Below are 26,504 nucleotides of genomic sequence, written 5' to 3' on the forward strand. Positions count from 1 at the left end.
GAGCGTAATTCAAAAATTTTAAACAACTCCTCATACCAGTAAAACTGACCATTGTATTGCTAATTTCTTTCACCCATTCTGCCCGCTTCTTTTTACTAAAAAATAACCCTTTTTGGGGGAAAGATGAGTTTAGATATAATTATTATTACTCAAATCAGGTGATCTTTCCTTGCTTTTGAAATCGCCTCTGATTTTGAATTAACATTTAGTTTGACGTAAATATTTTTAATGTGAGACCGAGCGGTTTCTTTTGATATAAACAACTCTTCGGATATTTGGGTATAACTTTTTCCTTCGGCGATAAGCTTTAAAACATCCGTTTCTCGTGAAGATAGTGGTGAATTTGGATTAATATGAAAATTTTGAATAACCATTCTGGCAATTTGAGAACTCATGGGAGAACCTCCCCGAACTAATTCTTCCAGGGCACTTATGATCTCCAGGTAGTTTGCATTTTTAATAATATAACCTACTGCTCCTGCTTTTAATCCTTCAAAAACCAGATCGGAATCTTCATACACAGTAACTATCACACATTCTGTTTTAGGACTTTTTTCTTTTATGTGCTTGATAGCTTCAATCCCATTCATCCCGGGTAATTCAAGATCTACCATCGCAATATCAGGATTTACTTTTTTTACATCTTTTAATGCCTTCTCAGCATCCGGGTATGTGTTTTGAACAAAAAATTTATCCGATCCATTTATTATAACTTCAAAACTTTCCCTTAAATCTTGCTGATCCTCGATGATTATGATTTTCTTTTTAAACATCCTGTTCTTTGTTTATCCTGATATCTATTTTAGTTCCCTGACCTTTCTGACTATCAATGTTAAAGTTAAATCCGGATCTTTCGGCTCTCTGGTGCATATTTTTTAATCCATTATGGCCATTTATTCCAGGGGAATCAAACCCTTCACCATCATCATGAATTATTATATCTGCATACTCTTTGCCATTAATATTTACTTCCAGAGATACATTTTCGGCTTCTGCATGTTTATAAATATTAGTCAGGGCTTCTTTAATAATAAGGCTCAGATCTCTGCTTGCTTTTGGATTTAAAAGGATATGACTGGCATCTGAGTTTTTATTTAATCTAACACTTGTATTTGTTCTATCATAAAGTCTGTCTGAAAAGTCTTTTATATGGAAAAATATTTCCTCCAGATTATTATTACCTTTTTTCAAGGACCATAATAAATCTTTTGTAGAAACAAACAACTCCTGTGCTGATCGCTCAATCTTATTTACCACCGGGATTTGATCAGGTGAAAGGCCTTTCATTTTCAATACCCCGGAAAAGTTTATGATCTTGGCAAGGTGATTTCCCATTTCATCATGAAAGTCTATGGCCATATCCTTCCGCAGTTCATCCTGAGCCTCCTGTCTAATTCTGTTTTCTTCCAGTGCCTTATGCATATTTGATTTTGATTTCAACCACATGAAATAAACTATTATTATTACAGGAGCTAAAAGAGCCATTATTCTGAATAAATCAGTCATGTAAAATGGAGTAGTGATAGTAAAGTCTATTTCTGTAGGTATAATTTCATCATCAGACTGTAGCGGGTGTCTCCAAACTTTAAAAGTATAGTCTCCCGGAGGTAATTGCTTATATACTGCAGCACGATATGAAGTTGGTTCTGTAGGTTCGGGGTCATACCCAACTAATTGATAAACAAATCTGGTGTTCAACTTTTCAAATTCTGCTGTATTAAATATAATTTTAATACTATTATGGCTGTAAGGAAATTCCAGTTCTTTATTTTTGCCTGATAAGCCAAATAATGACTTGTTATAAACAGACTCATTAATGGTTAAAGATGATAAGTATTCAATCACTACAGGATTAGGCTTTGTACGATTCAATTTCATTTTTATATGCTTTGGAACTGAAATTGTTCCGGCAATCGTACTCACCCATACCTTTTCTTCAAGCTCAATTATCCCATTGAGAAAAGTCTCTGCTCCGCCTATTTTTTCTACGTCTCTTAACTGAAATATACTAAAAGTAGAATCTCTAAAACTTATAATATCAGTACCCAGACTGCTACCTACCCATAGTTCTTCATCAATCATTTTTAAAAAATAAATATATGAAGAAGAAAGACCGTTATTATCAGTTATATAATTCTCTTTTTCTCCTGTCTCAATGTTGTAAATAATCAATCCATATTGAGCAAACCCTATAGCTATCGTATGATCATCAATCTTTTCAAGAGATGTTACAGGCATATCTAAAAATTTCCTGTCAAGGTCTATTTCTGTTATCTCATTGTTTGAATATATCCCCAACCCTTTTTCGGTACCAATTACTAATTGGTTTTGCATTGGGAGTAATGACCATATTGTATTACTTGGTAAGCCATCATCTTCTGTGAAATTAATAATTGAGTTCCCTTCCTTTATAAAAAGCCCTTTTCCATAGGACCCAAAGTATATTTTACTTTTATCTACAGAATGAGACATCGATATAATTGGTTCACGAAGATATTTAACAGGAACCGGTTTCCGTGTCTTTTTATTAACCTTCATTAATCCCCCAAATGAACTTACTAATAGGTCATCACCCAAATCGAGAAAACATCGAATCTCATTATATCTGTTTTCTTCAAATCTTATAGAATCCCGGATATACCCCTTTTCATCATAGATAAAAATTCCGGTGCTGACCCCGCCGGCCCAGACCTCCTCACCATTTCTTGCAAACCCAAAATATCCCGGCATTCCATAGGTCGGGTCTTCAATTGGCTGGATTTTCGGAAGACTTATTTCATAAATCCCATTGAATCCTCCTATCCATAGATTTTTATCGGTTACCAGACTGCGCCTGCCAGGAAAGGAAAGATGTTTTTCTATGACTTCAAAATCCTTTTCCCCTAACTTTAATTGGTATAAACCTTTCGAAAAACTAAACCACCAATATCCTTTAAAATAATTTATACAGTAAGCATGATCTTCAAAGGGTATATTTCTCTCAACAGGAGTTTGAAAATTTTTATCATAAAAAATGATTTGATTTTTGATTTTAACCAGCCATTTTGACTTTTCTCTGTGAACACTATAAAAATATACCGGCTTATCAATATCAAACTTTTCTGATATGGGCATTTCTTCTTCCAGGGTTAATCTACCATCTGTATCAAGAATCTGATAGTAATTATGGCCGGCAAAAACATGAAATGTATTATTTGTCTGATATACCTTATAATTTTTTCGATTTACACTATCCAGTATAAGATTATCATAGGGCCTGAGATCTGTTTTTGATATAGAATGAATACTTCCATTTCTTGAAAAAGTAATGACACTATTATCAGTTTCATATAGATGAACAACGGCATCATCTGTTAAATTAACCAGAGTATCCATTTTTTTATATTCTGAAGTTTCAGTCACAAGACTTAGAGAATTCAGAGAAGCAACCCACATGCCTTGATCTTTGACCGGTAAAATATCAGATATAAAAGTATACTTTAATGAATCAGATAATGGAGTCAGCTCCTGTCCATCCCACCTGTAAACACCTCCTCCCTGAGTCCCAACCCAGATAAAACCATGCTGATCTGGTTTTAAAGATGAAATTTGACTATTGGAAAGTCCATATGAATAGTCTATATGATTGAGTTTGAAATTTTGGCCATGGATATCTAAGGTGTTAAAAAAATATATTAAAAACACAGTCAGTAGTCCAATTTGAAAACTACTAAATTGTAACACCCCTTTATATTTAATCTTCATTCCGGGCAGAAGGTTCTATTTTAAATTAGCGTTAAAATAATTACTAATTATATCTACTTCAATCCCTCAATACGGGGGAATTTCAAAAAACATCAGTAAAACAACCTTAGAATAACATATCTAAAGCTTATAATATCCACATCATATATTTAAAATAGTGGCAACCAGCTAATTAATATCACTCATGTGAGAACACCATACTAAGAGCAGTTTTATAGCTTTCGGTAATCTGAAGAATATTTTGATCCGGGCTGAAACTATGATCAGGAAATATCCCATCGAAAGAAATATCCTCAAATTTTTGTAAATCTTCAGCATTTTCAATTCCCGCTAGAAATAACGTCCGGGTATTGATCTCACTTAGCTTTTTAATCTCACTTTCACTTAATTCATTAATATTAATTATACAGAAGTCAGATTCGTATTCATTACTCCAGGTAACATCGTCTTCTGACGAACATTGAATTCCTAAAATAAAATCTCCTGACAACTCTTTTGCAATTTCATCGATATTCTCAGGTATTTTCGTGAAAAATACTCCATCGACATGGGCTTCATTTAATATGCTCCAGTGATCAATAACTATTAAAGGAACATCGAATTTACCTGCTTCACTATTAACCTCATTAATCAATTTATGTGGACTATCTGTTATTTTTTGTGTATTGTATAAGCCAACTACATCAACACCACCTATAAGCGCTGATTTTATACTTTGCAGTAAAGAATTTTTTTCAGTGCTCGCGTCAAATGACAGTATCAATCCACCTGTAATATCAAAATAAGATTCTTTCATAGTTACCTAATATACGTATCTTAAAATTATTTTGTAAATATTGCCCAACAAACCTTACAGCAGTCTTCGTGATATAAAAAGACGAAAAATATCAGAATTGGTTATTTAAAATAAGAATATTAATAAAATTCCTATAAATAATTTAGTAATATTGACCTGAAGAGCTATTTTATACTTACCTGTTTGCAGGTAAATCGTACATCGCATTTAACCGGTTGAAAAATGAAAATCGTTAGTCAATTAATATTAATTCTATTCCCGATATTGATTAGTGCTCAATATCCTGAATCAGGAATAAAAATAAGAACTATAACAGCGGGTATAAATCTGGAAGATATTAACGATACTGAATCAATTGATAAAGCAGTTGAATTTCTCAACAGAGCCAGAGAAAAATATACCGTTGCAGGCTACGAAGTTCAAACTATAAGAATTGCTACTCAAAATTTTCATTTGTATGCTGAGCCCACTATCGCAGCCAATATTATTTATTTAAAGAAAATTGATGCCCTTGCAAAAAAATATAATGTCGAAATTTCGATCGGGCAGATATTACCTCCTGATACTTACAGCCAGGAAGCTTCTTTGCTAGCAATTAAAATTATAAATAATACAGAACGGATTAATTTTAGTATTCCAATTTCATCAAAGGAATCTGGTGTAATGCCAAAGTCCATACAGGCAGCAGCAGAGACAATTATGGCAATCGCTCAAAATTCTGAACGAGGAATTGGAAATTTCAGGTTTACCGCATCTGCCAATGTTCCTCCCGGAACACCATTTTTCCCAGCGGCTTATCATGAAGGTGAAAATAACTTCAGTATAGGATTGGAGTCTCCAAATGCCCTGAAAAAATCACTGACCAAAGGATGGTTTGACGAACGATCAAAGGAAATATTAAAAAATGATCTGGACAGCCTTTTTAAACCCATTGAAAATGTTGCCATTGATATAGATGAAACATTCGATGGCTACAAATATCATGGAATTGATACCTCTCCGGCACCAGGGCTTGACGCAAGTATCGGTGATGCTATTGAAGAACTCAGTGGATCTCCTTTTGGTGAACCGTCAACCTTAAGAGCTTGCTCTATGATCACCGATGTATTAAAATCTATTGATGTAAAAAATGTGGATACTCAGGACTTATGCTGCCTGTTTTAGAAGATAAAACATTGGCAAAAAGAGCAATGGAAGGAAGATATGATGTACACGAATTGTTATTATATTCAGCAGTGTCCGGAACGGGATTGGATGTTATTCCATTACCGGGCAACATTCCAATGCAAAAAATCACAGGCTTACTCAATGATATTGCAGCTCTGTCATTAAAATATGAAGATAAAGCGCTCTCAGCAAGACTATTTTTAATCCCTGGTAAAGAAAAAGGATACTATTTCTATTCTGACAACCCCTATTTAACGGGGTGTACAATTATGAATTTAGATTAATTTTCTGATTGAATATAGACTTTACTGAATCCCTCTTTGCCTTTTTTTGTGAGATAAGGCCTGATTATGCTAAAAAATAATTGCATATAATATTCAACCTTGTCTTCTTCTTTACCCGAATAGAACACTTCCGCATCAGATATCCATGAATTGCTTACCATAAGCATTGAGTGAATCAACATTTCCCTCTGCTTGTCACTTGTGAATTCAATCATATATCCATTTTCTTTCAGGAATTCTGCTAAGACAATTAAAATATTTCTACGATCGTTATTTTGCTGTATAGCATGATTTTTTATGTGATCAAAATGACGGATAACTTTTGTTATTCCCAGATAAATAAATTTGTACTTATACATAACAGAAAAAAGTACTTTTAGCCTGTCCAGTACAAAATCAAAATTCATAACCTCCTCACGGATCAGATTAAATTCTTTATCAACCTCTTCCTGCATTTTAAGGTACAATTCCAGGACTATATCATCTTTCTTAGGAAAGTGATAACATAGGTTACCATAGCTGATTCCCATATTTTCAGCAATAGTCTTAGAAGAAACTGAACTTATTCCCTTTTGGTTGAACAAGACAAGAGAAGTTTCTAATATTTTATTGCGGGTTTCAGACATACAATTCAGTTATTTTTTAGGCATTTTTGCCTAATATATAAATTTTTAATTATATTCGTTAGGCATTAAGGCCTAATCAGAGATAAAAACAACGCTTTTATGGCATCAAATGAGCTATCTAAATACCTAAAACCAGGGATTTACATCGATTCCGATCATCCTGCTATAACTAATTATATTGAAAAGCATACTGCAGGTATACCTGGCATAAAAAACAAAATAACTACACTATTTTATGCCGTCAGAGATGAATTCAGATATGATCCATATCAGCTTGATTTTTCGAAAGAAGCAATTAAAGCAAGTCATCTTACCACTCGAAATTATGGTTATTGTATAGAAAAAAGCAACTTGTTCACAGCCTGTGCGCGTGCCATGGGAATTCCGGCCAGGATGGGGTTTGCTAATGTTCGCAATCATATCGGAACCGAAAAACTTGAAAAAATTTTAAAAACCAATTTACTGGTATTTCACGGATATTCTGAAATTTACCTGGAGGATAAATGGTTAAAGGTAACCCCGGTTTTTAACAAAGAGTTATGTGACAAACTTCATGTCGAACCATTAGATTTTGATGCCACAGGAGATGCAATCTTTCAGCAATACAATAAAAAGGGTAGTAAATTCATGGAATACCTTCATAATTATGGAACATTTGAAGATATCCCGTATGATTTATTATTAAGCGAGTTAGCCAGGCATTATCCTCATTTAAAGGAAGAAATAATCAACAGAACTGAATTGATTCTCTAACAATAAGCTGAATTATTAATCCTTTTCACTAACTTAAATAACCTCGGGTAGTACTCATTAAAAGTATTATCTGCTTTTTATTACGATCTGAATTTAGTTCATAAAGCTTAGTGAAATGAAAACTTACCTCTACTTACTTCTTTTCCTGATATTTATTTCGTGTGAAGAAAAATCAGAACCAGAAAAGTCAATTCAAATAGAAACATCCAAATCCACCAGCTTTATAGAGGGAAAAAAAATTATTGATCTTACTCATGACTTTTCAGAAAAGACTATTTTCTGGGTTACTGCTAAAGAATTCGAACTACAAGAAGTTGCTAAAGGGATGACAGACCAGGGCTATTACTATAGTGCTAATAATTTTTGTATGGCTGAACATGGAGGTACACATATCGATGCACCGATCCATTTTGCAAAGGGTAAAAATACAGTATCTGAGATCCCGCTAGAAAGCCTGATCGGAAATAGCATTAAAGTGGATGTATCAGAAAAAGCTTTATCTGACCCCGATTATTTAATTACGATCGATGATTTTAAAAATTGGGAAAATAAAAATGGTGAGATCCCTGAAGGAAGCATTATTCTTTTGCACACCGGATATTCTCAATTCTACCCTGATCCGGAAAAATACCTTGGCACCTCAGAAAGAGGATCTCAGGCTGTTAAAAAGCTACATTTTCCCGGCCTTTCAACTGAAGCTGCCTCCTGGCTTGTTGAAAACAGAAACATTAAAGCGATTGGTATTGATACACCAAGTATAGACTATGGCCAATCGGAATTATTTAAGGCCCATGTAATACTACTTGAAGAAAACATTCCAGTATTCGAAAATGTATCCCGGACTGATGAACTCCCAGCTAATAATTTTCAAATTATAGCACTTCCAATGAAAATAAAAGGAGGAAGTGGGGGACCATTGAGGATAATAGCCCTTATTTAGCTGTTTATTAAGGAGATATTCTAGCGTAGTTCCTATTTTTTTAAGAACTTATAATAGGTCACCAATAAACCCTATTATGAAAGTTCCTGTATTTTCCAGCCTTATATTTCTTGTTGCGATTTTCATCATTCCGTCGAGTTTTGCACAGGATGCAAATAAAAAAACCTATTGCAATCCTATAGATATTGATTATTCCTATATGTCGCATTATCGGGCCAGAACTGATGTTTCTTATCGTTCGGGAGCCGATCCGGCGATAGTAAATTTCAAAGGAAAGTATTACCTGTTTGTGACTCGTTCTCATGGTTATTGGGTTTCTGAGGATATGAGCTCCTGGAAATTTATCAAACCGGTAGCCTGGTATTTCAAAGGTTCTAATGCCCCAGCTGCAGCTGTGTATAAAGATAAGATTATCGTTTATGGTGATCCTTCAGGTCGAGGTCCGGTAATAGAAACTGCAACTCCCGAGATTGGTGACTGGAAAACGAATTACGCAGTGCTTAATCCTCCGGGAGGAATACAGGACCCCTGCCTTTTTGTGGACGATGATGGAAAAGTTTATTTGTATGAAGAATCATCTAATAAATGGCCAATTCGAGGGGTTGAACTTGATCCTGACAATTACTTTGTCCCGATGGGTAAAGAAACAGATCTGTTTAATCTTGACCCGGACAAACATGGCTGGGAAAGATTTGGCCAGGACCACAAGTCAGATATTGATCCATATATAGAAGGGCCATGGATGATGAAACACGGTGATACCTATTATCTTGAGTACGGTGCGCCTGGCACCCAATGGAATGTGTATGCAGATGGCGTCTATACCAGTAAAAATCCTTTAGGTCCTTTTGAATACGCTCCCTACAATCCTATTTCATATAAGCCGGGAGGATTTCTTAAGGGATCCGGACACGGTAGTACTGTGAGAGATAACAATGGAAATTACTGGCATTTCGCGACTATGGCCATATCAGTAAATTATAAATTCGAACGTCGAATCGGGATGTATCCGGCAGGATTTGAATCAAATGGCCAAATGTATGTAAATACTGCATATGGTGATTATCCTCACTATCTTCCGGACACCAAAGTTGAAAGCCACAAGAACCGATTTACCGGATGGATGCTTTTATCTTACAACAAGCCTGTACAAACTAATTCACCATTAGTAAAAAAGATATTCATGTCGTTGATGAAAGTAGTTCAGGCTACATGCTGGAACAAATCACTGATTTTAATATCAAAAGAATAAACGATGAGGAAATCAGGTCATACTGGGTATCCGAATCAAATCATGATTCTATTTATGTGACTTTAGACCTTAAAAATAAAATGATTATTAAGGCAGTGCAGATAAACTTCCAGGACTTTAACAGTAAAATTTTTGGTCGACCGGACACTTTAAAGCATCAATTCACTATTAAAACATCAATAGATGGCAAAAACTGGACGACTGCAGCAGACTATTCAAACAACCAAAAAGATATGCCTCATGCTTATATAGAATTAAACCAACCTGTAGAAGCCCGCTATGTAAAATATGACCATATCTATTGCACTAATGAATATCTTTCCATCTCAGAGTTCAGGGTTTTTGGAAAAGGACAAAAAAAGGCTCCGAAAACACCAAAGAACTTTAATATTGTCAGGCAGGATGATCGGAGAAATGCAGACCTAACCTGGGATCCTGTTAAAGGAGCTATGGGATATGTTATCTATTGGGGTATAGAACCTGATAAATTAAATCTCTCGGTTTTGATGTATGATGAAAATAATTATGAACTAAGAGCATTAAATACAGATCAGGAATACTACTACCAGGTAGAAGCATTTAGTGAAAATGGTATATCTGAAAGGACAGACATAAAGCATACGAAGTGAAAATATTGAACTCCAGGTAACCGAATCGGCTTAAAATTGAATTTCAGGAAATAAAAGTCAACTAATTAGGATAAAACATAAACCATTGTTTATTAGTAATACTATCAGTGTAACTCACTAAATAATGCTATGATTTTCAACTTTATAATATTTCCTATTCTTATGTCTTTTACAATTGAGGTTTTCGATTTCAACAAAAATTCTGATATCAGCGGATGGAAAATTGTGAATGACAATGTAATGGGTGGAGTATCTAACAGTCAGTTTTATTTAAATGATTCAGGTCATGGAGTATTTATAGGTCAGGTATCACTAGAAAATAATGGTGGGTTTTGCTCCGTCAGACATAGTTTTGACCTCAATGAAATAAACGAATCTTCATCCATAATCATAAAGGTTAAAGGTGATGGTAAGAGATATCAATTAAGGGTCAAAGAATCCAGCAGGAACCCGGAGTCATATATCCATTATTTTAATACGAGTAAAAAATGGGAGGTTATCGAAATCTCTTTAGACCAGCTAATACCCTGGTATAGAGGAAACAAACTAGACCGCCCAAATTTCAATGGAGATCAAATTCAGGAAATCGGGTTTCTTATAGGTAATAAAAAGGAAGAGGATTTTAAATTAATGATCGATAATATCACTATAAAGTCAGAAAAATAATCAGGTAATTAGCTCTTAAACTTATTGTAGATTAAAAAAAATAATCTTATTTTTAATCATTCTAAATAAAGTCAACCAAACACAATACAAATGAGAGCGTTATTTTTTATTCCTTTCTTTTTTATTTACACTTCATTAGATGCTTTTGAACTAAATACAACTATCTCTGAAACAATATTATCAAGTGATACAACAGATTATGGATCATTAACCAAAAAAGAAAAGCGTAAATGGCGAATTGATAATTACACTAGCGATCTGTTTTTTAATATCTCACTTCCTCATCTTAATCAATTTAGAATAAAGCCGGATGGTTCCGGTTTGAGTGAATCCGGTTACTTTGGTTTTGCTTTTGGTTTTGATTATTACTATAATAAAAATCGATTTATAAATATTACCGGAGGGACGATCACCAATTTCATTTTACCTATTCCAATTCCAATTTATGCTCCGACAAATGATAATGAAATAAACTCTAAATATGTTTATTTAACCCATAATCATAAGATCAAAAGAAACAAATTAGGATATGGAATTGTGTACGCCAATTATTCCTTAGACCCAAAGGATAATTATGATTCACAACCTGTTTCAATTTACCGTTCCAATGCCCTTGGAATAGTTGGGACATATCACTTACAACTTGGAAGAGCATTCCATATGGGTTTAATATACAGACCAACCTTTATTTCATTAGGTAATAGCGAATCAAATTACGAACATTCACTAAGCCTTGAGTTTGCCTGGAAGATCAGAATGCTCAAATAACCCGGGTCAATCTATCGATTTGTAATAATGGGGATTAATTTCTTATCTTAATGATATACAAATACTTCCCCTATGAAAAGATCTTTTATTCTCGGATTAATTTCTCTGTTATTTCTTATTCCTGTTAATATTCTGGCTCAGGATGCCAGGATTCTATCAAAATTAGAAGAAATAGCTATAATAGATCAAAAAGTCATGATGCCTATGAGAGATGGTGTCAGACTGGCAACTGATATTTACAGGCCAAAGACTGATCAACAGGTACCTATTATATTTTCGAGGACACCATATAATTTTAACACCTATCGCGATGGTAAATTAAGCACAAGAACACTTCAACGAGCCTATGAAGCTGTTAGCCGTGGTTACGCTTATGTAGTACAGAATGAACGTGGACGCTTTTTTTCAGAGGGAGAATGGGATATCCTTGGAGTCCCTTTAACCGATGGTTATGATGCATTTAGCTGGTTAGCAGATCAGGAATGGAGTAATGGTAAAATAGGAACATTAGGGTGTTCAAGTACAGCTGAATGGCAAATGGCAGTCGCTGCTTTAGATCACCCTTCACATGCTGCGATGGTACCCCAGGGATTTGGAGCTGGAGTTGGGCAAGTAGGTGACTTTTATGAACAGGGAAACTGGTACCGCGGAGGAGCTGAACAAATGTTATTCTTTTCATGGTTGTACCATACTCAACACGATGAAATGGCCCCGAAACTTCCTGAAGACATTAGTCAGGAAGACCTGCAAAGAATTCAGAGGTTCTATGATATGGCTCCTGAATACCCACCGGTAGACTGGTCTAAGGGACTTCAACATCTTCCTATTCAGGATATAATTAAAAATGTTGATGGACCGATTGGAGTATTCGAGAAAATGGTGAGGAGAAAACCAAATGATCCCGAATGGTATAGAGGAGGCCTATACCATGATGACATGGGCTTTGGTGTTCCAAGCTTTTGGTTCGCCTCCTGGTATGATGTATCGATCAGTCCAAATCTCGCTTTATTTAATCACGTAAGAAACAATATAGAAGATCCTCAGATTGCAGAAAACCAGTACCTGGTTATTGCTCCAACCCTCCATTGTGCATATAAACGAGCCACAGAAAATACAATTGTAGGAGAGAGAAATGTTGGTGATGCAAGACTAAATTATGACGAACTTGTATATAGTTGGTTTGATGTCTGGTTGAAAGGGGAATCAAAAGAATTTCTTGACACCCTTCCCAGAATAAAATATTATACAATGGGCAGCAACGAGTGGAATACGGCTGAAGTCTGGCCTCCGGAATCATCTGAAATGACTACCTTATTTCTTTCTAGCGATGGCAAGGCTAATAGTCTGTACGGTGATGGTACACTACTAAAATCTGCACCATCTAAAGACAAGCCTGATTCGTATACCTATGATCCAATGAACCCTGTACCGTCTTATGGTGGAAATGTATGTTGCACCGGCAATGCTGTAAAAGGCGGAGCATTTGACCAACAAGTGATGGAAACCAGAAATGATATTCTGGTTTATACTACACCTCCACTGGAGGAAGGGGTAGAAATCACCGGCTTTATTGAATCAACCTTATATTTATCTTCCGATGTAAAGGATACTGATCTTACTATAAAGATTATAGACGTTTATCCTGATGGTACAGCATACAATCTTGATGAGACAATTCAACGGGTCAGATACAGAGAAGGGTATGAAAAGGAAGTATTTATGGAAAAAGGAAAAGTTTATGAAGTTGAACTGACACCAATGTCAACGAGTAATTATTTTAAAAAAGGCCATCGGATTAGAATTGAAGTTTCCAGTAGTAATTTCCCGCGTTTTGCGAGAAATTTAAATACGGGAGGTGATAATTTTAATGAATCTGATGGGATTGTGGCTAATAATACTATTCACCATTCCAAAAAATATCCTTCACAAATAAAAGTACCTGTACTCGGTAAATTAAATTTTGAAAAGTAAAATGAATATAGGACTGGGTGGAGGATGCCATTGGTGTACAGAAGGCATATTTCAATCTTTAAAGGGAGTTACTAAAGTTGATCAGGGGTGGATTTCCGGCGAAATTCCTCATGAAAACTATTCAGAAGCTATTTTGATTGAATTTGATGAAAATATAATTTCGCTTGATACCATCATTGAAATCCACCTTTTAACACATTCTAGTGAAGCTGCGCATTCCTTCAGGAATAAATATCGATCTGCAATTTACTTTTTTGATGAAGAGCAATTTCAGTCTGTAACACATATACTTATAAAGCTATCTGAAAAATTTAAAAAGAAATTCATAACCCGTGCCATAAGGTTTAAAGACTTCAAACTAAACAAAGCAGATCAATTAGATTATTTTTATACCCGACCGGAAGCTCCTTTTTGTGAAACATATATTATTCCTAAAATAAAAATGTTAATTAATTCACATAGTGATGTGATTAATACCAAAGCATTAAATGTGATTGACAATTATTGTTAAACTATTATATTTGTCCTTATTTTTTAAAATCAACTATCAAACATGCTATCAAGGGATTTATTAATTGTTTTTGTTTTACTATTCGTATGCTTTAACACTAAAGGTCAGTTAAGATCTGGTTATATAATCACAAATTCAGGGGAAAAGGTCGCATGTCAGATAATAAACAGAGACTGGACTTATTGTCCTGAGCAAATTAAAATTAAAGTGTCTGATTCTGAGGTAAAGGTTTTTGAAGCGAAAGATGTAAAAGAAATTGGGATTGACAGTTCGATAATATATATCAGTAGACAAGTCAAAATTGATCTTTCATCATCAAATACTAAAAGTTTATCAAACTCCAGAAACCCTGATTTTATTGAAAAAACGGTATTTTTAAAGGTTTTAATATCTGGAAAAGCCTCATTATATAATTATCGAAAACCCAACCTGGACAAGTTCTTTTTCTCTCATAATGAAAAAGAAATAAAACCATTAATTTATAAAAAGTACAATGTCAGGATGACAATTAAAGAGAATAACTATTTTAAGCAGCAACTAAAACAAACATTTAGTGATGAAGAAAAGGTGAAAATCAATTTTGATAAACTCGATTACACACAAAAAGATCTGGAAGATATATTTATAAAATATAATTCAATTTCAGCTCCTGACCAAATGCAATATATTCAAGAGAGAAAACCCTGGACTTATAATCTAACTGTAAGAACAGGTATGAGGTATGTTACTACTAATATTAGGAACAACCAATACTTTAATGAAGATCTAAAGTCCAGAATTTCATTCAGAATTGGGGCAGAATTACAGGTTACACCTTCATTCTGGCATAGGAGATGGTCATTAACTCTTGAGCCTACTTATAGCCATTTTAAAACGGTTGCAGCGTCAGAAGATCGAAGTATTTCTTTAAAATATAGTGTTCTTGAATTCCCTGTATTAATCAGGTATAAAATGTGGAAGAATAAACACTCAAATCTTTATATAAATGCAGGATTAGGCACTGATTTTAAATACAATACCAATCTAACTTTCGGAGCCACTAATGAAATGGACATAACTATTGCTCCGTATTTTATCGGTGGTTTAGGTTATTCACATAAAAAATTCTCTTCAGAGTTGAGAATTAGTTCAAGCAAAAACATTCTTGCCTCCTATACATATTGGGAAACTAAGTTAAATATTACTGAGTTTGTTATAGGCTATAAAATTTTATAAATGAAATACCTGGTCGTTCTTACATCATTTATATTTTTTTCATCTTGCAATTATCAAGATAATACTTCAGAAGTGAAAGCTGCCGGAAGTTTGAAAAATATTATGATAAAAGGAGATCTTACCCCTCAATTGAATAGCGACTCATTAACAATTTCGGATAATTTTTTTGGATTGGGACCTGCTGAAAATATGAAAGGTGAGTTAATGATAATTGATGGGAATATTTATAAATCAATTATAACAAATGATGACAAAGTAGAAGTTGGGCAAATTAAAAGTTTTTCAGCACCTTTTTTTGTTTATGGTTTCTTTGATAACTGGGAACCTGTTTCACCTCCAAAATCAAATGAAATAACTGACAAGGTTATTGAATCTTATTTGAATCAAATCTCTAAAAATAAAGACTTGGAAACTTTTAGTTTTAAAATTCAGACTAAAGTAAAAAAGGCAAAAATACATGTCTTAAACTATCAGCAAAAATCCAATCAAAATCCATCAAAAACGACTATCCACAACGACAATCGGTATTTTGATTTGATTGACAAGGAAGTGTTCATTTTAGGTTTCTATTCTAACAAACATCATGGAATATTTACACACAAAAACAGTAATATTCACATGCATTTAATTACAAAAGACAAGGAAATGATGGGGCATTTGGACGAAATTGTGATTGATCAGAATAGTGAAATAACGTTTTTTCACTCAAAAAAAGAAGATCACGATTAATATCCTGGAGTTGCTAAACTTATTATTCAACCAGATCCTGCAGAATCACAAAACTATTGATCGAATTATTATCCATTTTGATGGTGCCTGTTAAGTAATATTGATTACTTTCTTTTACTACTTCAAAATCCAGATAGCTCAGATCTTTAAATAAGTTTTTACGAACCGGCAGGTCGACCGAATCAGACCATGAATCAAAATCTATATCCAGATCAAAAAAATTATTATTTGCATTAAATCTCTCCATTTGCATCTCTGGCATATTACTAACATGGATAGTATCTGAAAAAGGTTCAAGGGGATCTAGTCCCAGGAGTGGGAATAAATCATATTCATCTTCTTCATCAACTAAGGTTGTATCAACTTGACCATCTGAAATCATCCTTACCTGGATTGCCGGCATTAATGATGTGTTTTCAGAGGATGAAAATTCATTACTCATAACAGCGGGTTTTGTGTTTGTTTTATAATCTGATACCTCAATAGTTCCTCCAACTCTTATATCAATATCATGAATATTTTTTTCAAAGAGACTATTTAACGCTACAGCATCATCATTCCCCATAACCTCACCGGTTATATGAGTTAATAATTTCCTGATACTTCCTTTTTTTCTTTGACCGACATCCCTTATTGTACTAAAAGCTTCAGCTGTAGCACGTGAAATGACGGTGCCTTTCCACGTAATTTCGCCATTGTTAAAGTTAATCTCATGATGCTCATTTTCTCCAAAAATCAACAAATCAGAATTAAATCTTTTAATTGCCTGCAATTTCGAATCATCATTAAGATTCATATACTCCACATCAAACATTTCTGCTGCTGAAGGGCCTCTCACCTGGTTTTGTACGTGATAGGCAATTATAAATCTTTTATTCTTGAGTGCTGCTTGTAAAGTTCCGTCTTCTGATACCCCGGACAAAACTCCTTCATATGGAATCAGGGTATCCGCTTTAATTAATTTTTTAACAAATACTGAGGCTTTATCATGATCTTCATAAGGGAGGTTCATGTAATAAGAACCCGGGTATTTTTCTAATGAAAAAATAAATACATTCCCGGGCAGTAATATCCCGTGATCAGATAGTTGATCTTGCAAGCTATCAGGATCATCACTGCTTAAATAGTATTTAGGATGTAAAACTGCATTTAATGTTACCTTACGGAAAATCTTGTCTGTATTCAACCTTATAATAACTCCTGCGTCCTTCGCAATAGCAGTTTCAAAAGACTTAATTCTTCTAAAATCGAATAACAGTTTAACGCATAATACCAATACAATCAATACTAATACTACAAGAGAGACAAACCTTAGTATGTTTCTCTTCACTATCACAATTGAAATTTAAAGTGCTGATTAATCATTATTTGAATTTTAATATAACAAATAAGTTCAATAAATTATATATATAATCAAATTATGTAATTAAATGAATATTAAACTGGCCTTCGATATTTATGGTACAATAATAAATACTTCAGGCATAAAGGATGTATTAAAAAATCACACCGGTTCTAAAACTAAAGATTTTATAGGGTTATGGCGAACAAAACAATTGGAATATTCATTTAGAAGGGCTGCAATGGACCTTTATGTTAATTTTGACACAGTTACTGATCAGGCATTACAATTTACTTGCGACGAATTAGATGTCAGCTTGAATGAATATCAAAGGGCCCAAATAATCGATTCATATAGATCATTACCAAAATTTGATGATACTGACGATTCCTTACAAAACTTAAAGAATAAAGGGTTTTCCATAAATGCATTTTCGAATGGAAGTATGCAAAGTTTAAAAGCTTTGTTTAAAAATAATTCCCTCGACAAAATATTTGAAAAATCTATTAGCCTTGAAAATAAACAAGTTTTTAAACCTTCACGGTCAGCGTACTATTACTTATTAAATGAATTGAATGCCGAAGCTCAGGAAGTGTGTCTGATTTCCGGAAATCCTTTTGACATAATTGGAGCAGCTAATTGCGGAATTAAAACAATCTGGTTAAATAGAAAAGCATCAACTTTCGATCCATGGGAGATAAAACCCGACTACACGGTAAAATCCTTAAATGAAATTATTAAAGTATTGGGTCAGGAATAAAAGAATTCAGATTTAACCTAATAAAACTTTAATATTCATCGATAAATTAAAATATGTTATGGCTGAACTTAAAACCAAACCAACCAATCAATCAATAGAAGAATTTATTGACTCTATAGACCACAACAAAAGAAAAGAGGACAGTAAAGTTCTTTTAGAAATCATGAAGGAGCAAACAGGACTAGAACCTAAAATATGGGGAGAGAATATTATCGGATTTGGAGAATACCACTATAAATATGACAGCGGCAGAGAAGGAGATTGGTTTATGACCGGTTTTTCTCCCAGAAAACAAAATATGAGTATTTACATTATGACAGGTTTCAGTAAATATCAGGATCTTCTGGAAAAATTAGGTAAGCATCGAACCGGTTCTTCCTGCCTTTATATAAATAAACTGGAAGATATAGATATTCAGGTACTTACTAAGCTGATTTCTGAGTCGTTTAAAGCCATGAAGAAAAGATATCATTAATTCTACAAATCCATTTTATTAAAATTTTATTCCGCAAAAAAGTATAACATCAAAATAAAAAAATGGTTTGACATTGAAAAAAGGACGAAATTAACTGTTTCATTACATACTTACAGCTATGTAATTTAATTTTTTGCATATTTATTCTGTGTTTAAACTTTTTAATATATGGAAATCAAAGAAATTCAAGCAACACAACTAATTAATGAAGACAATATACTTTTTAAAGAACCATTCGTTACTGCCTATTTTTCCAAAGAACTAAATATTGTTGGGGTAGTCTGGCATGGGTTTCTTAAGACTGAAAATTATACCAGTACATTTGATCGATTAATTGAATTTGCTGAAAACAACAAAGTAATTGGATTCTATTCGGATATTAGAGACCAGGGGGTCGTTTCGATTGAAGCAAGAAAATATTTCGAGTCCACAATTTCGCCAAAAGCAAAAGAGTTAGGAATTGATAAAACAGGAATCGTTTCAGATAGTTCTCCTTTCAAAAAATATTATTTAAATACGGTTATTAAAATGACGGGCAGACCTGCAAAGATCTTTTCTGACCCCGATAAAGCAATAAATTTCATTTTAGATTAACGGTTTAATGAAAAAGGCCACTTTTGTTAAAAGCGGCCTTTTATTTTTCTTATGCCTATAAAACTTAAATCGTCTTTTTCATTACCAGTACAATCTTATTAAAATCAGCAGCTGCATTGATTACTTTTCTATACTTTGCAAACTTACTTGCAGGATAATATATTTGATTATAGATCTCGTCTATTGTAATTATAAGCTTTCTGCCTTCGATAGTATATTTTGATTCGAATAAATAAATATCTTTTCCTGAACCATTTTTAGTAATCTCCTTAATATTCAAATCACTAAGATTTTCAATTTTAAACCCTTCGGGAATCGTCACCTCTACAGTTCTCTTATACCCCCTGTTATAAGCATTCACGATCTCCATCTTTCGCTCTGATTCCTGGTATAATTCTGATTGTTGTCCGATCAATTCTCCAGCTTTAAATAAGATCGTATTTCCTGCCAGTTCTATAAAATGGGAAGAAGTGACTTCTCCCTTTATTATCAACGGCTCGTGCCATTTAGACCACTCCAGATCTAGTTGAGCAAATTCTTTAGATTTAAATTCTGCATCAGGTGATATGAATTTAATGAGGTCTTCTAATATTTCATTTTTCTGCTTTTCTTCTATAAAAGGAATAACAGACTTTATCATACTTGGAGTATATCCTTTAAAGGAGCGAGTAACAGAAATTAAATTCTTTTCAACATTTTCATCAAAAGACACATTAATCTCCAGGTTGTCAAAGTTTTTAGTATAATCATGAGCAGGAATTTCTCTGACTTCGACTATTGGGATTATCATATCCCTGACAACTTTTCTTCTAATGAACAGACCGTTATTTGCAGAAAACTCTGAAGGAATCAAGCCGATACGATATTCTGACTTATCCGGGGCAATAAAATCTTCGGATTCCGGAAAGTAGATTAAATAATCAACTAAATATAAATATGATTCAAAGTCCCCGTCAAACTTAACATCGTTTCGATTATTGGTAAAGACTATTTCATGCTCAATCCCTAGCGATTCAACTGCATTTACTAAAAAACGAAAAATTCCAAAATCCGTCGTGACTTTATTATCAATAATTGTCCCTATGTTAGATGATGCTCCACTATTATTTTCTACAAAAAATTCCTTCTTGGCAGCATCTTCAATTTTAGCTATCTTTTCATGATCAGAAAGGCCATCAACACCAAGTTTTTTAATCCATTTTTCAAGATCCTTTAGCTCTCTCTTTTCAATCGCATATGTTTGCTTTGAAATTTTATTACTTATTTCTTCCCATGAAAAAATTTTAGACCGTCCGGAATAAAGGTTATAAGTAAGCTTAAATTCAACTCTTGGTCTGTATTCATTTATGGTAGCAAAACTTTCTTTTTCAAGTGATGGAACTTCATTTACCTCCGCTTTTAAAATGGTAAATTCAGGATCTTCCTCATCACTTTCAATTTTTTCAAGTTCAGGAAACCCTCCGTAAGATTTAAATTCAAAGACAAGGTTTGATGGTGTTGCAAAAGTAAAGCTGGCATGCTTTACTTTGGCCATGCCTTGTAAATAATCGCGGCTAAAGAATTTCGGTTCCCTTTTAATAGTATAGTAATATTCAATCTCACTACCTACTTCAGCGCCTTCAATAGCAAATATTCTATAGCCCCGGCCTGCTTCCTCATCATTGACTTCCTTAATATTATTTTTATCCAGCTTAATAATCTTCCCATTTCTCTGAATTGCCCGTGCATGAATTTCCACAAGATCAGCCTCTCCATCCATAGAAATGTAAATTCGGTTATTTTCATTAAGGGCTTCATCATTGTTAACTCGTATAATTTTATGCAGCGTTTGATAAAGGAAAAGCTCTTTATTTTCATATACATATTCATATTGGATGTGGTTCTTCAAAAGGTAAACCCCTTCTTCTTCCTCCTCCTGAGAAAGTTTATAAGGTTTTCTTGACTCTTGCCAGTCATATCCAATTGGTCTTTGAGCTAATACTGATAATGATAAAAGAAATAATATTGCTAAAGTTGAAAAAATTTTCATTTCATTATTTTTTACTTAAAACTATTGCTTCCCGATAAGCTTTATTTAAAGCTTTTACAGCTGTGTTATGTGCATCAAAATCTTCCGGATAAAGAGTCAGGTATTTCACTTCCAATGTCTTATCCATAATTATCTCGCCATTCTTTTCGCTATATGCTATGGTAAAAGCCAGAACGTCATTTTCAAAGGTTAAATTCTCAGGTAAATATGTGAGTTCATATCCCTCAGGCTTTTCTAAAATCGTAACTATCTTATTGGTATATCTGAATCTGTTTTCATACGGTAATTCCCGGTCTTCTTCAAAAATGAAATTGTTCATAGCCCGGTCCAGATTTAGATTAATATAAATATCATCATTAATGTTTCTGTAGTAATCTGCCAGATTGAATGAATAATCTACTTCTATTGGTAAGTCTCGATTATATAAATTAGCTATATCATATTCTTCAATCAGAAACTTATTATTCCCTTTTGCTAATAAATAATTCAAGTAATCACTTACACTTTTTTCATCAGACTGAATGAGATTAAACGCATTGTATAATTTAGCATAACCAGATAAACTCACATTACCTTTGCCCAGAATAGTTGATTCATCCAGTTTTATTCTGATCGTGTCATTCATGACGTTTTTTTCATAGCCGATTTTAGGGACTTCCACAATCTCAAATCCATCATCCGTTTTAATTAAAGTTTCTTTTCCCTGGATCATCGATGAAGGCAAAGGAAATGGCAAATATTGCGCTGTAGCATCAAGAAAATAATAATCATCACCATTCTTATATGTTGCTATCATATGATTATCCACCATGGTTGTAGGTAGCTCAGAGTATTTGTATGGAATTGATCGAGTTCCAACCCATGTAAAATGAGCTTTAACTCCAGCATGGTGTAACATATTAACAATAATACTCGCCATATCTTTGCAGTCTCCATACCTTTTTTCACAAACGTATGAACCGGAATGTGGTATAAAACCTCTCATACCATCCTCAAAAGCGATATATTTTATATTATCCTGTACCCAGTAATAAATCTTCCTTACTTTTTCTATTTCACTATCATCTTCAGAAATCAGCTCGTCAACGACCTCTTGAATTTTTGGATCATTTTGAGTGGCCAGGTCGCCAACAAAATCGCTATACCACGCAAACAAATCCTCAAGATCATCTAATACTTGATGCTTTTCCCCTTTGCTGTCTACAAATGATTTAATTCTGAAAACGATATGTGGAGCGTAATATGAAATTCCTTGTGAGCTCGATTCGGTTTCCCACTTTTGAATCTCTCTGGATTCGAAAATATAGCGAGTTCGATCACCTTTTAACTTTTCTTCTGAAACCTGAATATCAAAATCATCAAAATTAAATCTTGATATCTCTATGTCTATTTCATCATCAACAGTAACTGAAAAACGTGCGTGATCCACTGGCATACCGCTTTGAAAGAAAAACTTATCGCCAAACCTTGGTTCTTCGTAAATCTCCGTATATGATAAAACGGATTGGGCATTTTGTTCTATTCCGGGAAAAACAAAATTTATCGTTTTAAAATCATCGTAAAAAAAGTCAGAGTTTTTGTTAAAAGATTCTTTAAAGCTCTCAACCTTTGCCTTTTTATATTTTCTTCCTGATGGAACCAGAGAATATGCTTCTATGTCTTTTAATTCATAAAAAGAACTACTATAAATTCTATCCTTAGCAAATTGAGAAACCTGGTTACCCAGATAAAAAGTGTTCTCAAAATTTTTCTTTTCTACAAATAGCGAATCACCTTTTACTGAAATATCAATGTCCGCAAAGTATTTCAAAAATATAACCTGTGACTCAGGATATACTTCTTTTAACCTGGAGATCTCCTCCTCATCAATTTTTTGAGCTGAAATGCTATTTGCAAAAAAAACTAATATTGATATCGCTAGATATACATTAAAAAATCTCATCTATTAAAAAGTTTTATTGAACTAATTCCCCCTTTGGTGTATAGTATTCCGGGCTATCGATCAAACTACCGTAGTGATATTTATAAACTGCTTTAATCTGCCCATTACTATAATAATATGTCTCTTGACCATGTTTAAAACCATCTTTGTAGGTCACTGAGTACCTAAGAGAACCATCACTATAGTACTCTTTATCCTCACCTATCTGCACCCCTTTGTCAAATTCTCTTTTAATTTCAATTTGGCCGTTAGCATAATAATACTCCAGGTCACCATCTAGCTCGCCATTAATAAAGGTTTGTTTACAAGATAAATTTCCATTTGCGAAGTAAGCAACTAAGCTGTCATTCCCATTATTTAACGAAAACCAATCAGTGTATTCACCATTTTTTTTCAGGTAGCGATAGCTTGCGGGGATATCCTCATTAAACATTTTTTCCATTTGAAGCTCACCGCTAGCAGAAAAATACTTAACTACTCCTTGAGTAAGATTATCTCTATAAGGATAGATTCGATCTATTTCGCCGTTTGAATGATAATATGTAACAGTTCCATTCAAATCACCTCTTTGAAATTCTCTCTCTACATATAAATTCCCGTCAATGTCAAAAAATTGCCATTTACCCTGAAATTTTCCATTTACATATTTTCCTGATTCTCTCTTTTTCCCGTTAGCATGATATTCTTTATAATCACCCCAAATCTTTCCGTACTTAACAGGAAAATGCCTTTTCACCTTTCCATTTTCGTGATATAATATCACATCTTCGACATATTCCCCACCTCGAAGAGTCGTTGTTCTCGAAACATTACCGTTGTTGTAAACTGAATTAATCTTTCCACTACCCAGATCAAGTAATTGTTTTTGATAAAGATTTCCTTCAGCATCATATTTTTCTATGGTGGTTAATAAACCATTTGAATAATGCTCAACTGACCTCAGCCTACCCTTATAATCATAATCTTTCGATTCGCCATTTAATTTCCCATTGAGAAAATATTTCTCAGATTCAATGGTACCATCAGGGTAATACTCCTTCCACAATTGTTGTTGAACATCCTCTAAAAACCATCCCTCTAGTTTGATATTACCATTTTCAAAGTATTCTTTATAAAGGCCATCTGTAACTCCATCAGAATATATAACTTCAACTTTTACGTTGCCATTTGGATGGTAGTCATAAGCAAGTCCATGCTTTTTACCTTTCCTGTAATTTGTCAGACTTGAAAGATATCCTGCTTTGCTATAGGTTTTAAATTCACCCGATTTTAGACCGTTTTTAATTCTACCTTCCTCAAATCTAAAACTATCAGGATAAAATGATCTGTATTCATATGAAGCCTTACCCTCAGGACTTGATGATAATACTTCACCTTCCTGATTATAATAAATATATGAAGTCAGTTTTTCTCCATCGAGAGTATATTCTGTATGCTTATTTCCTTTTTTGTCATAGCTTATTATTTTATTAAGCTCTCCTTCTTCATTATAAAATTCCTCTTCTTCAAGTTCTCCTTCACTGTAATATTCCTTCCAGACACCTACTCTTTTGTCTTCTTTAAATTCACCCTCATTAGATAATGTGCCATTAAAATGTCTCCATTCCCAATGTCCTTCAGCTTTACCTCCGACATATTGACCTTTTTCATATACTTTCCCGTTGATGAAAATATCTTCATAAAGACCATCTCTCTCGCCTTCTGAAAAATTGATTTTTTGATATAATGAACCATCATTAAAATAGTAAGTGAATTTCCCATCTAGCTCACCTTCTTTGTAAGTATATTCATAATATTTTTCCCCAGTGACATAATATCCTCTACCTGGCCCATCCTCTCTTCCTGCTGTATATGAGATCTCCTCCTTTAAATAACCTGAAGGGTAAAAGATCTTTAGCTTACCATCCAGTTCGCCATTTTTGAAAACCACTTCATTTTTAACCTTACCATTTTCATAATAGAATTTTGCGGGTCCATGACGCTGGCCTTCTTCATTATATGATTCGATTTTCATTAATTGGCCATCAGGATAATAATATGTCCATTTACCTACCTTCTCTCCATCATTATTAAAGTTACCTATTGCATTGAGTTGTTGATTAGAATAGTAATATTCCCATGGACCAACCGGATCCTCATTTGAATTTTCGTTGCCAATAGCATTAAGAGAATTATTATCAAAAAACCATGAAGAATAAACATCTTCTTTCCCGTTAACAATGGCTTTCCTGTACATTCTGAGTTTGGAAAGCTCATCGTACGCGAAAGCATAAAATTCCTTTGTAAAATCTTTGTTCTTTTTAAGGTATTTTTTTACATCCTTAATATCAGTAGAGGCTAGCAGTGTATAAATAAATGGCTCAGAAAACTCTCTTTTTGAACAAAAGTATAAAAGGGCACATAAAAATCCATCCAGAAATCTCCGGTCCCCTTTTTATATTCAAGCATTTCAAGAATTAGTTCAGATTGTTGAACCACTGGCGCTTCTACTTTTATATTTGATTTAAAGTCATCTTTCAGTGCAGCCCTCGAATTAATTATTAGGTCTAATTCTTTAAAAGCGGAGTTATCTAATTTATAATCTATTTCTCCATACTCATCGGCATTGCCTAATAAAATATTGTTAAGGATTACCAATATCTGATTGTTCCCCGGATTAATAGCCAAATACGTACCAAATGATAAGAATGCCTTAGTAGACATCTGCCTTTTGACTGCGATTTCACCTAGATAGAGATGCGAATTTGAATGAAAAGGATTTATATAAAGAGCTTCCTGAAAATTTTTAATCGCCTCTTCATAGTTTTCCTGATGATAAAGTGTAACACCAAGATTATAATGTAAGCTTGCATGATAGGGGAATTCTTCTAACCCTTTTTTATAATAAAAAATTGCCGAATCAGCATTACCATTTTCATCAAAAGCTGTACCTATTAGATTAAAAGCCATCGCCTTATTTTCAGTCCCTTTCTTTAAGATGGATTTAATCAGAGTTATACTCTCTTTGTATTTTTCTAAGGCTACAAGCGAATTTGCTTTTTCAATTAAAGCTGTATAATAAGTAGTGTCTCCAGGATTAACCTGCTCAAAAAGGCTAATAGCCTCTTCATATTTTTCTTCGTCATGCAATTGGATTCCAGCCTCAATCAAACTATCTCCATTGATTAATTTAACCTGAGCATTGATAAAAACATTTACAAAAACGAATGCTGATAAAACAAAAAATCGAAACATAGTTAATAATATTTTTTCGAAAAAAATGACTCTAAAATAATACAATTTTGATATTGATATGAAAAAATGTAAGAATA

At 33.6% G+C, this 26,504-nt stretch carries 24 protein-coding genes; 15 read left to right on the plus strand and 9 right to left on the minus strand.

The features are described from left to right. Window positions 1-149: 149 nt before the first annotated feature. The 3 genes from DCC35_RS19420 to DCC35_RS19430 all read right to left on the minus strand — a co-directional run bounded on the left by DCC35_RS19420 (window position 150) and on the right by DCC35_RS19430 (window position 4,540). Entirely contained in the window at window positions 150-773 is a 624-nt protein-coding gene (locus tag DCC35_RS19420; protein WP_137092372.1) for a response regulator transcription factor, read from the minus strand. Further along, window positions 766-3,744 carry a sensor histidine kinase gene (locus DCC35_RS19425; RefSeq protein ID WP_137092373.1) on the minus strand — a complete coding sequence of 993 codons (2,979 nt, stop codon included), beginning with the start codon at window positions 3,742-3,744 and terminating at the stop codon, window positions 766-768. The genes DCC35_RS19420 and DCC35_RS19425 overlap by 8 nt, the downstream gene beginning before the upstream one ends. 178 nt (window positions 3,745-3,922) lie before the next feature. Next, window positions 3,923-4,540: a thiamine phosphate synthase gene (locus tag DCC35_RS19430; RefSeq protein WP_137092374.1), complete on the minus strand. Its 618-nt coding sequence runs from the start codon at window positions 4,538-4,540 to the stop codon at window positions 3,923-3,925. Window positions 4,541-4,762: 222 nt separating this feature from the next. Between DCC35_RS19430 and DCC35_RS19435 the strand changes: the two genes are divergently transcribed. Beyond that, entirely contained in the window at window positions 4,763-5,704 is a 942-nt protein-coding gene (locus DCC35_RS19435) for a DUF711 family protein (RefSeq protein WP_137092375.1), read from the plus strand. Continuing rightward, window positions 5,689-5,991: a DUF711 family protein gene (locus tag DCC35_RS21645; RefSeq protein WP_137092376.1), complete on the plus strand. Its 303-nt coding sequence runs from the start codon at window positions 5,689-5,691 to the stop codon at window positions 5,989-5,991. The genes DCC35_RS19435 and DCC35_RS21645 overlap by 16 nt, the downstream gene beginning before the upstream one ends. Here the strand turns inward: DCC35_RS21645 and DCC35_RS19445 are convergent. Continuing rightward, the gene (locus tag DCC35_RS19445) at window positions 5,988-6,617 is read right to left on the minus strand and encodes a TetR/AcrR family transcriptional regulator (protein WP_137092377.1); all 630 of its coding nucleotides are present in this window, start codon (window positions 6,615-6,617) and stop codon (window positions 5,988-5,990) included. The genes DCC35_RS21645 and DCC35_RS19445 overlap by 4 nt on opposite strands. Before the next feature lie 99 nt (window positions 6,618-6,716). Here DCC35_RS19445 and DCC35_RS19450 point away from each other — a divergent pair, with 99 nt between their 5' ends. From DCC35_RS19450 to DCC35_RS19490, 10 genes are all read left to right on the plus strand, one after another. Continuing rightward, window positions 6,717-7,370: a transglutaminase-like domain-containing protein gene (locus tag DCC35_RS19450; RefSeq protein WP_137092378.1), complete on the plus strand. Its 654-nt coding sequence runs from the start codon at window positions 6,717-6,719 to the stop codon at window positions 7,368-7,370. A 115-nt stretch (window positions 7,371-7,485) separates the two neighbouring features. Further along, entirely contained in the window at window positions 7,486-8,310 is an 825-nt protein-coding gene (locus DCC35_RS19455) for a cyclase family protein (RefSeq protein WP_137092379.1), read from the plus strand. Window positions 8,311-8,386: 76 nt separating this feature from the next. Further along, on the plus strand, window positions 8,387-9,562 hold the full coding sequence (locus tag DCC35_RS21085; RefSeq protein ID WP_217495894.1) for a family 43 glycosylhydrolase: 1,176 nt from the start codon (window positions 8,387-8,389) through the stop codon (window positions 9,560-9,562). After that, window positions 9,523-10,191: a discoidin domain-containing protein gene (locus DCC35_RS21090; RefSeq protein WP_217495895.1), complete on the plus strand. Its 669-nt coding sequence runs from the start codon at window positions 9,523-9,525 to the stop codon at window positions 10,189-10,191. Before DCC35_RS21085 ends, DCC35_RS21090 begins: the two co-directional genes overlap by 40 nt. Window positions 10,192-10,353: 162 nt before the next feature. Further along, on the plus strand, window positions 10,354-10,857 hold the full coding sequence (locus tag DCC35_RS19465; protein WP_137092380.1) for a CIA30 family protein: 504 nt from the start codon (window positions 10,354-10,356) through the stop codon (window positions 10,855-10,857). A 90-nt stretch (window positions 10,858-10,947) separates the two neighbouring features. Then, window positions 10,948-11,625 carry a hypothetical protein gene (locus tag DCC35_RS19470; RefSeq protein WP_137092381.1) on the plus strand — a complete coding sequence of 226 codons (678 nt, stop codon included), beginning with the start codon at window positions 10,948-10,950 and terminating at the stop codon, window positions 11,623-11,625. 72 nt (window positions 11,626-11,697) lie between these two features. Next, window positions 11,698-13,596 carry a CocE/NonD family hydrolase gene (locus tag DCC35_RS19475; RefSeq protein WP_137092382.1) on the plus strand — a complete coding sequence of 633 codons (1,899 nt, stop codon included), beginning with the start codon at window positions 11,698-11,700 and terminating at the stop codon, window positions 13,594-13,596. A gap of 1 nt (window position 13,597) precedes the next feature. Then, window positions 13,598-14,107 (plus strand): peptide-methionine (S)-S-oxide reductase, encoded by a 510-nt coding sequence (locus DCC35_RS19480; protein ID WP_137092383.1) that lies wholly within the window; start codon window positions 13,598-13,600, stop codon window positions 14,105-14,107. Window positions 14,108-14,149: 42 nt separating this feature from the next. Next, window positions 14,150-15,322 carry an outer membrane beta-barrel protein gene (locus tag DCC35_RS19485; RefSeq protein ID WP_137092384.1) on the plus strand — a complete coding sequence of 391 codons (1,173 nt, stop codon included), beginning with the start codon at window positions 14,150-14,152 and terminating at the stop codon, window positions 15,320-15,322. After that, a complete protein-coding gene (locus DCC35_RS19490; protein WP_137092385.1) occupies window positions 15,323-16,051 on the plus strand; it encodes an acetolactate decarboxylase in 729 nt (242 codons plus the stop codon). It abuts the gene before it with no gap. 22 nt (window positions 16,052-16,073) lie between these two features. On the opposite strand, the gene DCC35_RS19495 is transcribed toward DCC35_RS19490, so the two are convergent. Further along, window positions 16,074-17,381: a hypothetical protein gene (locus DCC35_RS19495; protein ID WP_137092386.1), complete on the minus strand. Its 1,308-nt coding sequence runs from the start codon at window positions 17,379-17,381 to the stop codon at window positions 16,074-16,076. Between the two features lie 100 nt (window positions 17,382-17,481). On the opposite strand from DCC35_RS19495, the gene DCC35_RS19500 reads away from it, so the two are divergent. From DCC35_RS19500 to DCC35_RS19510, 3 genes are all read left to right on the plus strand, one after another. Then, entirely contained in the window at window positions 17,482-18,153 is a 672-nt protein-coding gene (locus DCC35_RS19500) for a haloacid dehalogenase type II (protein WP_137092387.1), read from the plus strand. Between the two features lie 58 nt (window positions 18,154-18,211). After that, complete coding sequence (locus tag DCC35_RS19505; RefSeq protein WP_137092388.1) at window positions 18,212-18,628, plus strand: DUF1801 domain-containing protein; 417 nt, start codon at window positions 18,212-18,214, stop codon at window positions 18,626-18,628. 168 nt (window positions 18,629-18,796) lie between these two features. Continuing rightward, the gene (locus DCC35_RS19510; RefSeq protein WP_137092389.1) at window positions 18,797-19,222 is read left to right on the plus strand and encodes a hypothetical protein; all 426 of its coding nucleotides are present in this window, start codon (window positions 18,797-18,799) and stop codon (window positions 19,220-19,222) included. 64 nt (window positions 19,223-19,286) lie between these two features. Here the strand turns inward: DCC35_RS19510 and DCC35_RS19515 are convergent, their stop codons facing one another. The 4 genes from DCC35_RS19515 to DCC35_RS19530 form a co-directional block, all read right to left on the minus strand. Then, window positions 19,287-21,251 carry a DUF3857 domain-containing protein gene (locus DCC35_RS19515; RefSeq protein WP_137092390.1) on the minus strand — a complete coding sequence of 655 codons (1,965 nt, stop codon included), beginning with the start codon at window positions 21,249-21,251 and terminating at the stop codon, window positions 19,287-19,289. Window positions 21,252-21,255: 4 nt separating this feature from the next. Beyond that, window positions 21,256-23,193: a DUF3857 domain-containing protein gene (locus DCC35_RS19520; protein ID WP_137092391.1), complete on the minus strand. Its 1,938-nt coding sequence runs from the start codon at window positions 23,191-23,193 to the stop codon at window positions 21,256-21,258. Between the two features lie 13 nt (window positions 23,194-23,206). After that, window positions 23,207-25,429: a toxin-antitoxin system YwqK family antitoxin gene (locus DCC35_RS19525; protein ID WP_137092392.1), complete on the minus strand. Its 2,223-nt coding sequence runs from the start codon at window positions 25,427-25,429 to the stop codon at window positions 23,207-23,209. A 101-nt stretch (window positions 25,430-25,530) separates the two neighbouring features. After that, the gene (locus DCC35_RS19530; RefSeq protein ID WP_137092393.1) at window positions 25,531-26,427 is read right to left on the minus strand and encodes a tetratricopeptide repeat protein; all 897 of its coding nucleotides are present in this window, start codon (window positions 26,425-26,427) and stop codon (window positions 25,531-25,533) included. Window positions 26,428-26,504: the final 77 nt, after the last annotated feature.

Origin of the sequence: Mangrovivirga cuniculi, from assembly GCF_005166025.1 — a bacterium.
Lineage (GTDB): Bacteria > Bacteroidota > Bacteroidia > Cytophagales > Cyclobacteriaceae > Mangrovivirga > Mangrovivirga cuniculi.